10 protein-coding genes, 1 tRNA gene and 4 pseudogenes are annotated in these 11026 nt (G+C 35.4%); 2 read left to right on the top strand and 13 right to left on the bottom strand.

Going from position 1 to position 11026, the window contains the following annotated elements:
* The 12 genes and pseudogenes from ACFIJP_RS07930 to ACFIJP_RS07985 form a co-directional block, all read right to left on the bottom strand.
* Positions 1-300 (bottom strand): annotated as a pseudogene (locus tag ACFIJP_RS07930) (hypothetical protein); the annotation flags it as partial.
* Between the two features lie 46 nt (positions 301-346).
* On the bottom strand, positions 347-826 hold the full coding sequence (locus ACFIJP_RS07935; RefSeq protein ID WP_375626812.1) for a hypothetical protein: 480 nt from the start codon (positions 824-826) through the stop codon (positions 347-349).
* A gap of 2 nt (positions 827-828) precedes the next feature.
* Positions 829-1022, bottom strand: a pseudogene (locus tag ACFIJP_RS07940) (SMI1/KNR4 family protein); the annotation flags it as partial.
* Positions 1019-1489: an SMI1/KNR4 family protein gene (locus ACFIJP_RS07945; protein WP_375626813.1), complete on the bottom strand. Its 471-nt coding sequence runs from the start codon at positions 1487-1489 to the stop codon at positions 1019-1021. The gene ACFIJP_RS07945 and the pseudogene ACFIJP_RS07940, both read right to left, overlap by 4 nt.
* A 273-nt stretch (positions 1490-1762) precedes the next feature.
* On the bottom strand, positions 1763-2110 hold the full coding sequence (locus ACFIJP_RS07950) for an HNH/ENDO VII family nuclease (RefSeq protein ID WP_375626815.1): 348 nt from the start codon (positions 2108-2110) through the stop codon (positions 1763-1765).
* A gap of 89 nt (positions 2111-2199) precedes the next feature.
* Positions 2200-4763 (bottom strand): annotated as a pseudogene (locus ACFIJP_RS07955) (DUF6990 domain-containing protein).
* Positions 4764-4768: 5 nt separating this feature from the next.
* Positions 4769-4867 (bottom strand): annotated as a pseudogene (locus ACFIJP_RS07960) (SMI1/KNR4 family protein); the annotation flags it as partial.
* Positions 4868-4937: 70 nt separating this feature from the next.
* On the bottom strand, positions 4938-5492 hold the full coding sequence (locus tag ACFIJP_RS07965) for a biotin transporter BioY (protein WP_375626817.1): 555 nt from the start codon (positions 5490-5492) through the stop codon (positions 4938-4940).
* A 257-nt stretch (positions 5493-5749) separates the two neighbouring features.
* On the bottom strand, positions 5750-6319 hold the full coding sequence (locus ACFIJP_RS07970) for a biotin transporter BioY (RefSeq protein WP_375626819.1): 570 nt from the start codon (positions 6317-6319) through the stop codon (positions 5750-5752).
* 15 nt (positions 6320-6334) lie between these two features.
* Entirely contained in the window at positions 6335-6973 is a 639-nt protein-coding gene (locus ACFIJP_RS07975; protein WP_375626821.1) for an energy-coupling factor transporter transmembrane component T family protein, read from the bottom strand.
* A complete protein-coding gene (locus ACFIJP_RS07980; protein WP_012754688.1) occupies positions 6970-7650 on the bottom strand; it encodes an energy-coupling factor ABC transporter ATP-binding protein in 681 nt (226 codons plus the stop codon). The genes ACFIJP_RS07975 and ACFIJP_RS07980 overlap by 4 nt, the downstream gene beginning before the upstream one ends.
* A gap of 40 nt (positions 7651-7690) precedes the next feature.
* A complete protein-coding gene (locus tag ACFIJP_RS07985) occupies positions 7691-9118 on the bottom strand; it encodes an amino acid permease (RefSeq protein WP_375626823.1) in 1428 nt (475 codons plus the stop codon).
* Between the two features lie 164 nt (positions 9119-9282).
* On the opposite strand from ACFIJP_RS07985, the gene ACFIJP_RS07990 reads away from it, so the two are divergent.
* The gene (locus ACFIJP_RS07990) at positions 9283-9621 is read left to right on the top strand and encodes a hypothetical protein (RefSeq protein ID WP_375626825.1); all 339 of its coding nucleotides are present in this window, start codon (positions 9283-9285) and stop codon (positions 9619-9621) included.
* 570 nt (positions 9622-10191) lie between these two features.
* Here ACFIJP_RS07990 and ACFIJP_RS07995 read toward each other — a convergent pair.
* Positions 10192-10395, bottom strand: coding sequence for a SlyX family protein (locus ACFIJP_RS07995; protein WP_375626827.1), 204 nt, complete (start codon positions 10393-10395; stop codon positions 10192-10194).
* Positions 10396-10848: 453 nt separating this feature from the next.
* Here ACFIJP_RS07995 and ACFIJP_RS08000 point away from each other — a divergent pair.
* Positions 10849-10921, top strand: a tRNA-Thr gene (locus tag ACFIJP_RS08000).
* Positions 10922-11026 lie beyond the last annotated feature (105 nt).

Below are 11026 nucleotides of genomic sequence, written 5' to 3' on the forward strand. Positions count from 1 at the left end.
ATATATATAATAATCCTTTCCTGCTTCAAAATCTTCGTCAAAAGTCATCCTTCCACGCCCTGGAGTGCGGTAAAAGAGGTACCTACCCCCATTCTCACCACCATGATAAAAGCGAAAACATGCCCCTTCATTGATCACAACACCTTTTCTATTTTTCGGATCGGCTTCCAGAATTCTGTCAGGTTGATGAAAACGCACATCCTCTAAAAAACTAGTGGAAAGAGAACCTACCACTGCCTTGTTGGTGAGTTGATCAACCTCTAGATTCAACGTATCACCCGCTTGAATAAAGAAGAGCACTATTTTGACTCCCTCCATCATTCGTGCTTTTTGTTCAACTAACTCTTTAAGAATGGGTAGGACGCTTTGATGATCGCTTTTGCAAAGATTTTTTTGTTTGTTGACGTTTTCTTTCATTCTTAAAATGAGTTATCATGGCCCGTTCCTTCTTTCTCGTATTGCTTAGACCAAAAGTATCATTGTCCATAAATTGCTGATATCCAGCTATCATGAGATCGGTTAGGAACGAGTCACTTTTCAGAGGTTGTGTAAAATAAATCCCCTTTGAATCCTGCAATTTATATCGAAAGCCTGCTTTTTTCATGCACTCATATACTGAAGCAAATTCACTTGCATACGAATTCATATCACTAGAAGAAGCATAAACCGGTTTCCAGCCACATTTTAAAAGTGATTGTTCGATTACAGCCCGATCTGCTCTAGGCTTTTCCCATAAAACCAAAGTCGATGGGGGAGGATTGCCTAACTGACATCCAGCTGTACTTAAGAGAGCCATGCAGCTCAATAGTTTTAAGATTTTTTTCATTTTTCCCCTCCTCCATAGTTTTTTTTAAAAAAATCTTATAAGAAGAGTTGAATTTCAAACCAAGAGCTTTCTCCGCCTTTTCAATCTGTAGATTATCAGCCGCATTTTCTTCAGTACGAAAATTGATAATATCATCATTATATTTATTAACTTTATCAATTAATACTGCAACATCATCTAAGGTATAGGTTTTCATGAATCCTCCCCTGCATACTCTTTAATTCTTTTGCAGAGAAATTCATAAAAATTACTTGCGTAATACTGGGGATCGTCAAGTGGAAACTTAAGATAAAGCGGGCACTCTCCATCCCGAGACTGCGTATAATCAAAATAAAAGGTTTCACCAAAATCAGTTGTGCAGATAACAAGTTGTTTGGGGTCCGTAAAGCCATCTCTTCTATCGAGCAAATTTCGGTAAACAATATCACCAGCAGGAATACCTGCGCAGATTTCATAAATACTGAATATTTCTTCACCTCCAATTTCTCCTCCTCCATAATTTTTTAAAAAATTCTTATAGGAAGAGGTAAATTGTAAATCGAGAGTGTTCTCAGCTGTTTTAATCCGTACATCATCAGGGGCATTATCTTGAGTACCAAAATTAATAGCATGACTATGCATATCAACATATTGTGCAACATCTGATAAAGTATAACTTTTCATAAATTTTTCTCCATAAGTCACAGCGTGTTTTTACTCATAATGAGTGTTTCTAATGATCAATCTTTTTCTACTATAGCCAATGAAATTGGGATGAGATTGATAAAATCATAAGAGATATGTTCTTGAAGGAGCTCTTTTCTCATCTGTCTCTGTACAATCATCTCGCATTTACAATATATGATGGAATAAAGGAGGTGATCATTAAAGTTTAGAGAGCGCCTTTTAGTGTCATTACTCCAATATTTGCAATAATTACTTTTTCTTTTTTCCTGCTTAGGAGACTTTTTTTGAAATCCAACAAATAACTTTTTTGATAAAATTTGTCTTTGGCTTCATATGAGCAACCAAACTCTTGTCATGATAAAATGAGTAGAGAACCTCAACGAGAGGACTATCTTGTTCTTGTGTCACAGGATGTAACATAATAGGCCTACAATCGACTCCAATAGGAGCTCTTCCTGATGCCATTCTTTCCACATTTGTACCTGTTATTATGTGTCCTTTTTCTTTCCAAGAAGAAACTGTTTCAGGATCAAACAGTTCATCTTCCTGATAAACTTTTTGACCTTTAAATTCCATAGGCTCAGCTGCCCCCATACTTTTTTTCTTTATCCATTTCATGATTCATAATCCCCTCGATTTTTTTCAAAATAATCAATTTATTCTTTGTTCTAAATAGACTTAAATAAACACTCCTTCCAAGAGCGAGGTTATTCCTCGCTAAAAAGCTCTGAGTGATCACCAAAATCTTTTGCTACCCGTTCAATCAAAGTGTAGCTCACTTGCTTCACCTTTGCTACTTCTTTGGCTAAAGCTAATGCACGTTCAAGGTGGGTTTTGTTGATGCTCTCGTCAAAGCCTATGTGATCCTCTGCCGTAAAGCTTTTCTGATAAGATTGTAAGGTCTCAACATCACCCAATAAAGCAAGAGCGCCAAGATGAAGTAAAGCATAATGTGTATCGTTTGCTTTAGATGTTGCATCTTGTTGCCAAGGAGCTCGACCATAATCAGAGCGAAGTCTTTTAGAAAGGTCAATGTCTTTGACTGCCCATTCTAGCGCATCACCAAGTGCTTGCTTTAAGCGATCCGCAGTGACTTCTGGTTCAAAGATTTCCAATCCCTTGGCTTCAAAATTAAGCTGTATATCTGGAAAATCTTCCGTGTGGGTAAGATCAATGAATTTGCAAGCGGTGGAAAGAATGCCCGTGCTAATCATAAAGGCGCTGTCAAATTGCGGGTAGCCTTTGGCAATTTCGTCGTTATAAAGAATATCTACTTCACGATCAGCCAATTGATAGCTTGCCATATAATCATTCTCATTGATTTTCTTAGTCAACCAGCCTAGGCTTTTTAAAAGTGCATGAGCACTTTCCATGATGAGACGATCATCAGTGTCATCCGCTTCCTCTGTCGCCTCAACAGCAATAGTTTTGGAAGCAACAGATGCTGTTTGCAGATCCAAGCTTAAAATAGGAGCGTTTTTGGGAAAACCAGTCCGATAACGGCGTGCAAGAGTAAGGACGTTATCAATAATATGTGCTATGTTTTCCCTTATCAAAGCTGAAAAGTTTTTATCCTTCAAACTTTCCTTATAAAATTTGAGTTTTTCAACATCCCCAATAAGAATAAGTGCAATAAGGTGCAACTTCGCAAAATCATATTCACTGTCTGGGGACAAAGCCGCATAACCATAGATGATTTGTTTCACATTTTGCCGATCAGCCCATTCAAGAATATCCGCACTAATCTGTTTCAGCTTGTCTTCATCCAATTCAGTACTAGAAACTGTATACACATCTTCTGATTCTTTAAGAACGGTATATTGGGGAGTATTGATGAAAATAGATCGATAAGCTGTAGAAAAACCAAGTGTTGAAAGAGAAACCTTGAAGGTAACAAGCGGTGTCTCTCCGTTTTCATCAAGGTCGTACACTATATTAATGATACGATCTTTCTTTATAAAATAAGCATTGCGATCATAGTTCTTATCGCGATAAACTGTCCAGTCCATCCTTTTTAAGTCTTCAGAAACTGTATTAAGAAAAGACAAATCTTGTAAACTAAGACGATCATCTATGGCTTTTCGCTCATTAAGGATTTTCAGATATTCTTCAGCAAATTGAACGGCCTGGTTAATATATCTCTCTACTTCACGGTCATCCAAAATTTCAGAAATCGTACCTGCTTCTAAAAAATTTTGATAAGATTTCAGGACATCAATTTGACCTGTTAATGCTAAACAAGCTAAATGCCAGACTATATCTATATTGTAGCTATATTTTTGGATAAGCGTTTTGCTTTCTATTGATGCTTGTAAATCTTGGGCACGTGCCCACTGTATTATCCGCTCAGAGATTTTGATAAGCTCTTGCTCATCTAATGTCTCTACACAAATATCAATACCTTTACCAAAACCACTAAAAATCCCCCCCCAATCGTATTAAAAGAATTATAAAGCCCCGTAGGAGAAACGCACCAATATTCCTTACTATAGTGAATACAATTGCAAGCAACAGAAATCATTTCATTAGATATTTCAGCTTCAATACGGACATTGTAATTGTCATGGAGACGTATAAAACCAAAATCAAATTGAATGAAACGGTCGGGCAAAATCAACCACATTTTTCCAGGTTCCGTTGAAAACCACCCTTGTGTTTTAAGAACGCGCATTGCTGCTGTGAGACTTATCGAGCGCTGTTTTGGCTTCTTGCGCGTTAGAATATCGTCTAATTCCCCATTTTTATAGGCCTGTGCAAAAAAAAGCAGGCGATCATACCTCGTCATTGTTTTGTAATCAGAAAATTCTGGTACATACAACTGAGATGTAACCTCAGAACTCTTTAAAGTCTCTACATCACCAAGCAAAGCCTTTGCGACAAGAGAATGATCTGCAGCTTCTTCACGTAATTTTTTTTCAATATCCTGTGCTTGCGCCCATGCAATCACTTTGTTTAAAGCGGTTGTGATATGGCTTTCGGAAAGATCCGGAGCTTTAACATTAAAATCCTCCTTCGCGTAAAACAGCACATCTCCATATTTACGCTGTGATTTTTCACCTCTAGAATATTCCCGAGCAAGACAATAAGCAGCGGTGGTGAGATCAGCCGAAAGCAAAAACTCTTTGCCACTCTCTCCATAATTTTTTACACCATACCCAATACCGACAATGCGATCGGGAAGATGATAATGCGCAAAAGTATCCCCCACGTTATCACGATAAGGCTCCCAGCCCAGTCTTTTTAAAATCTCTGTGACATCTTTTGTTTGCATCGTCATTACCGTGCGTGCTCTTTAATTCTTTTGCAAAGGAATTCATAAAAATTGCTAGCGTAATATTCAGAATCGCCCAATGGAAACATGACATAAAGTAGACAAAACAGAATGGTATTCTGTAGTGATTTTTAATCCACATACATTTGGCAAAAATTGTTCTTCAGTACAGAACTACCCCTTTTCCGGATGAATGAGAGGAACGGTTTTTTTAATGGTCAACGCTACAAAGGATGCAATCAGCACTTTCAAGAAACCACCAGCCAAAAAACCTAATGAACTTATAAAAACTGTCAACAAAGGAACCTGAGTCATATAAGCTACCCATGGTATTCCAAAAGAATAGACTATCCCAATACCGCACACAGTATTTATCACAAATAATATTATGAAATTTAACCGCTGCCAAAACAATTCTACCATAAAGCCAATAAAAAATGCAGCAAATGGAAAACTAATCAGATAACCACTCGTAACTCCTGAAAAAACACTAATTCCACCACGACCACCAGGCAATAGAGGTAATCCAATCGCAACAAGAATAAGGAAAAGAAGTGATGCTAAAGCTCCCCTTTTCGCTCCAAGTATAGAGCCTGCTAACATCGGCGCCATAGACTGAGCTGTAATAGGGACACCCAGTAAAAAAGGAAGATAAATAGGAGGAAAAAGACTCAAAACAGCGTAAATAGCGGCAAATAAAGCAATATAAACTAAGTCTTTTGTATTCACTGAATTATTCCTTCACTATGGAAAATATTTCGTTAATGTTCTATAATTAATAAAAAGTATCAGATTTATAAAAGTACACTTTAAATGCCTTAGATATAGAGAAAAATATTATAATAATTTATTTTAATAATATCACTTATATAAATCATATTAGATTCTACAATGTTTAATTACATCATAGATTACTATGGTTAAATTCAATAAACTTATTGTGATACATGAATATTATATAATAACAGCGTAACAAAATAATACATTCATTTTAGCTTGTTCTTATTATGCTTTGAATGAATGAGAGGAACAGATCTTTTAATCGCGAGTGCAACAAAGGATGCAATCAATACTTTTAAACAATCGCCTATCAAAAAACCTGATGAAGCCATTAAAACCTTCAGTAAAGAGACTTTGGTCATATACGCTGTCCATGGAACACCAAAAGAATAAACTATCCCAATGCCACCAACAGTATTTATCACAAATAATGTTATAAAATTTAACCGCTGCCAAAACAATTCTACCATTAAACCAATAAAAAATGCAGCAAATGGAAAACCTATTAAGTAACCACTTGCAATCCCTGAAAAGACACTGATTCCACCACGACCACCAGGCAACAGAGGTAATCCAATCGCAACAAGAACAAGAAAAAGGAGTGATGCTAAAGCACCCCTTTTTGCCCCAAGTATAGACCCTGCTAGCATCGGTCCCATCGATTGAGCTGTAATAGGTACCCCTAGAAGAAAAGGAAGATAAATAGAAGGGAAAAGTCCTAAAATAGCATAAATAGCGGCAAATAAAGCAATATAAACTAAATCTTTTGTATTCATTTGATTCTTCTTTCACTATAAAAAACTTTGATTATTATGAGATGCTGTATCAATGGTATCAGCATCATAAGAACGCGCTTCCAATGCTTCAGCCACTTCTGAAGCCATTCTTATGGTTCGTATAATTAAAGGTATCGCAAGAGCGACAATATTAGTATTAAGTCCCCGTGCTTGCTGTGCTTCATGTACCTCATTAAACTTTTCACTCAAAAGAGGAATAAACCTGATCGCCATAGAAATAACCATACTCACTTTTGATGGATTTATACCAAAACAGCAAAAAGGCTGAAGCCAGACTTCAATTGCATCCACCATATCTGAAACTTTTGTTGTGAATGAAACAAGTGATGATAAAGAAAAGAGGATAACAAGACGTAATATGACCTCAACCCCCGTAAGCCAACCGCTAAAAATAGTTTGAAATACAAATAGAAGAACCAAAAGCAATCCCATCGATTTAAATTGCTTTATCGCAGTTTTGAGAGGGACCTTGGCGACTCTATAGAATAAGATGACCAACAACAAAAATAACCCAAGAAGCACTATGGAAGAAACCATTATTATAAAAGTTCCACACGCCGCAAGAAATAATAACTTAACTCCAGGACTTAACCTATGAATAAACGCATCCCTTGGAATATATAAACCGATCATGACATTCTTCTTATATACTCCTTAATAGCAACAAAAGGTACATCATCAATTGCTATCTCCCCCTTATCAAAAACCAGCACTCTATCAAACTTTTTCAAAAACTCCAAATCATGCGATACAACTATTGCCGTTTGTGGTAATTCTTCTATCACTTGCGTAACGCGATGCTTATTTCGCAAATCAAGTAATGTCGTCGGCTCATCAAAAATAATGTAGTCTGGTTTCATTGCAACTACACCGGAAATAGCAACGAGTTGTTTTTGCCCACCACTTAATAAATGGACAGCGTGATTTCTGAAGTCTTGAAGTTCGTAGCGCTGTAAAATTTCATCTACACGCTCCTTAATTTCATCTTTACTAAGCTTTAAATTTTTGAGACCAAATGATAAGTCCTCTTCAACTAATGGTAAAACAATCTGATTATCGGGATTCTGAAATACAAATCCAACTTTACGCTTTACTGCTTTTGCATCGCGCTTGGTATCAAGCCCATCAACGCTTACAAAACCGTGAGATGGTAATTGGAGTCCATTAATAAGACGAACAAATGTACTTTTTCCAGAACCATTCGCACCTATAACAGCAATTCGTTTTTCGGTAAGCTGTACAGTAATATTCCTTAAAACACACAAATCACCAAAAACTTGTGTTACCTCATCAAATTTTATAGTCCCCAAGATTTATTCCAATCAATCCGTTTTATTAGCTCTTCTTTCTCTATCGTCTCAGTTTATAACCTAAAAGTAATAATAAGCACCATAGAGGAATAATAATGACTGCCAAACTCATATCAGGCATCTGTACAGGAATATATGTTTCAAGAAAAGGCACGCTTATTCCTATCATATCAAAAAGTCGAGTCATCAATCCATTTTGCCCAAAACCACTGATAAACATAATGCAAAATAATAAAGCAAGAAAGCAGAGACAAAGATAGTTAGCGTAAGGATATAAACCAAACGCATAAGTAAAGTTGCCTTTTCTGTTCTTATGTGCATTGCGAAATTTCAAATGAACAATAACAATAATAGCCCAAGTAATCACTGCTGCTGCAGTTGCAAGAGCCATGATCCGCATGAAACTATTATCAGGAACAAGAGCATTAAAAACGACAATCAACACCGTACAGAATGATGAAAAAAGGATAGCAATATAAGGAACACGAGCAGCACTCAGTTTACTAAAAATATGTGGTGCATTTTTTTGTACAGCTAAACTATAAAGCATACGTCCATTAGAATAAATGCCGCTATTGTAAACAGAAATAGCAGCCATAATCACCACAAAATTCAAAATATGACCAGCAGCAGGAATTCCTATAGTCTCGAAAATTGTAACAAAAGGACTGCCATTTTTTCCAATCATATTCCAAGGGCTGATTATCATAATAACGCTGATAGAACCAATATAAAAAATTATAATCCTCCACATAACTTGACGGATAGCCGCTGGAATTGTTTTTTGTGGATCAGATGCCTCTCCAGCAGCAATACCAATAAGCTCTGTTCCTCCAAAGGAAAACATTACTACAGAAGTCGCTAAAACAACCCCTACTGCTCCATAAGGGAAAAAACCGCCATGGTCCCAAAGATAATGAATATTCGCTTGATTTTCCCCTAGTTCAGTGACAATGAGAAAAATTCCCAAAATAATCATACCAATAACAGCAGCCACTTTGATCAAAGCGCAAGCAAATTCAAATTCTCCATAAAAACGAACATTAAACAAGTTAATGAATGTAACAAATAAAAGAACAATGAAAGATGCTTTCCAATGATCAATCAAAATCCAATGATCAAGATAAAAACCTATCACTGTAAGTTCAGCCATGCTCACAAGAATATAAAGAAACCAATAATTCCAACCTGTTATGAAACCAGCTAATCTCCCCCAATATTTATAAGCAAAAAAACTAAATGCTCCTGAAGACGGCTCTTCTACTGACATTTCACCAAGCATTCGCATAATGAAATACATAATAAGCCCGCCGACAAGATAAGATAAAATGACTGAGGGACCAGCTAATTGAATTGCCTCGGTTGACCCATAAAAAAGTCCTGTCCCAATAACGCCACCCAAAGCAATCATTTGAATATGGCGATTTTGAAGGCTACGCTTCAATTCATTGTGCTTTTTTTCAGACATCATGCCTCATTACTTTTGTTGAACCTAACTTCAACTTTTATCGAAAAATCAGGCACATTTTTCAAAAAACACAAAACAAACGTAAAATTATTTTCTTATCATAATGCAACCCCTTATTTTTTTGTGCATTATATATATGCCCCGTTGAAGTTTTAAGAAAAAATATGCTCCACTATTTATTTAAATTAATGTCCTTCATTTTCGTTACACTAACTATTATAGCATTGGTCATTGATAACGCACACTCTGTAATCACATCACATTGGACAACAACCCCCTTTAATAAAATTTTAACAAACCTTCTGCAAACAGATGTCTATCACCTCAACCAATCTCTATGCAAGGTAATGCCTGATTTTCTATCTTCAATTTGCATTACTCTCACTTATTTACCAGCATGGTCTATCTTTGGTGCTTTAGCAATAGTATTTTATATCTTAAATTACGAAAAACAAAAACCTTTTCACAAAATATCATGTACATATAACGAAGAATACATTTAATCTTGAAAAAGACTTCTAGAGCTCTTTATACTATACACAACCGATATCGCTTAGAGCACCTCACCCTATTAAAACAACTGCAAATCACTTGATCATCAAAATGGATTAAAACGCTTTATTATAAATATATGCGCTCACTTATAATTTCTATAGATAACGATAACATCACTTCATTTGTATCAATTTAAAAAAGTAGCGAATAAATCTAACTCCCATCTATAGAAAACTCTGTACAGAAAAAACTTAACATATTGAAGTTCATATATTTTTATGGATACTTCTCTATACTCCACAAAAACTTTTCTTAATTTTAATACTAGAAATCACATATAAAAAACGTCTTCTAATATCAGCACTCTTTATAAAATTAGAACTTCTTGAAATTAAGGAAGAAGCTTATAAAAATTATTCTACAAGTCTAACAAAATGCGTTAAATAAAAACTAATCTGTAAATAATTGCAATTGTAATAAAGAATATTTCGCAGCTTCCTCCCATTGTGATATCCACCCTATTACATCTAAAAAAATCCAAGAGACTATTAGCAGAAGAATTTTTAAGCACCTTCTCCCTATTGAGAAAATGGTAAAACAACAGCTTCAGTAACACTCTGTTCTTTTAAATCTGAAAATCGCCTCGCTAAAACATCAACTTTTTTAGATATCTCATCCAAAATTTTCCATTGATTAGTTACTACTAGAGAAAGCTCCTCAATGAATTTTTCTTGGTAAGCTAGCTTCATTTCTAGTTCTATCAGCCGATCTTCATCCGACATGATTCTTACTCCATCTTAAATAAAAAAACTTGATTAATTTTATTAATCTTCCCCCTTTTTCTTCCCATAAAAATAAGAAGTAACTTTTCAACTAATTCTACTCATCTTATTTTCACATTATAAAGGGTTTATAATGATCTTTTTTTCCTAATCACTTATTCAACAAATTTCTTTCTTAAGAATCAGAAAATATTTTTATCTTTACTAAGTTATCTTGACACCTTTTTCCATCCTCAAGATCTACATTCCTAGCTTCTTAATTTGAGTGCTATCGTAAATTGGAAAGCATTTATAGTATTAAGATCAAAGAATACTGTCCTCTGACTTTTACATACTTCTCCTGCAAATTATTATCATATTTTATAAATTATTGAAAAAATGCATTCTTGCTTTTATACGTACTTTTAGCTATTACCCTCAAATTAGTTTTGTCTCATTGATTTACAAACCTATGCCGCATTAGCTCAGTTGGTAGAGCACATCATTCGTAATGATGGGGTCGCTGGTTCGAATCCGGCATGCGGCACCGCATTTTCTCTTTATCATATTAGAACTGTAGCTTGCCAGCGGGTTTTGTATATTTTGCCACTAGGTTTTGTACCAATTTATTTTTTTTCAAAGAGTTTTAAAG

The sequence above is a fragment of the Bartonella sp. MU37NMGALS genome (genome assembly GCF_042194015.1).
Taxonomy (GTDB): Bacteria; Pseudomonadota; Alphaproteobacteria; order Rhizobiales; family Rhizobiaceae; genus Bartonella; species Bartonella grahamii.

Excerpts from the sequence above, each read along its gene's own strand:
- ACFIJP_RS07935 (WP_375626812.1), bottom strand. The coding sequence starts at position 826 with ATGAAAAAAATCTTAAAACTATTGAGCTGCATGGCTCTCTTAAGTACA.
- ACFIJP_RS07945 (WP_375626813.1), bottom strand. The coding sequence starts at position 1,489 with ATGAAAAGTTATACTTTATCAGATGTTGCACAATATGTTGATATGCAT.
- ACFIJP_RS07950 (WP_375626815.1), bottom strand. The coding sequence starts at position 2,110 with ATGAAATGGATAAAGAAAAAAAGTATGGGGGCAGCTGAGCCTATGGAA.
- ACFIJP_RS07970 (WP_375626819.1), bottom strand. The coding sequence starts at position 6,319 with ATGAATACAAAAGATTTAGTTTATATTGCTTTATTTGCCGCTATTTAT.
- ACFIJP_RS07975 (WP_375626821.1), bottom strand. The coding sequence starts at position 6,973 with ATGATCGGTTTATATATTCCAAGGGATGCGTTTATTCATAGGTTAAGT.
- ACFIJP_RS07985 (WP_375626823.1), bottom strand. The coding sequence starts at position 9,118 with ATGTCTGAAAAAAAGCACAATGAATTGAAGCGTAGCCTTCAAAATCGC.
- ACFIJP_RS07990 (WP_375626825.1), top strand. The coding sequence starts at position 9,283 with ATGCTCCACTATTTATTTAAATTAATGTCCTTCATTTTCGTTACACTA.
- ACFIJP_RS07995 (WP_375626827.1), bottom strand. The coding sequence starts at position 10,395 with ATGTCGGATGAAGATCGGCTGATAGAACTAGAAATGAAGCTAGCTTAC.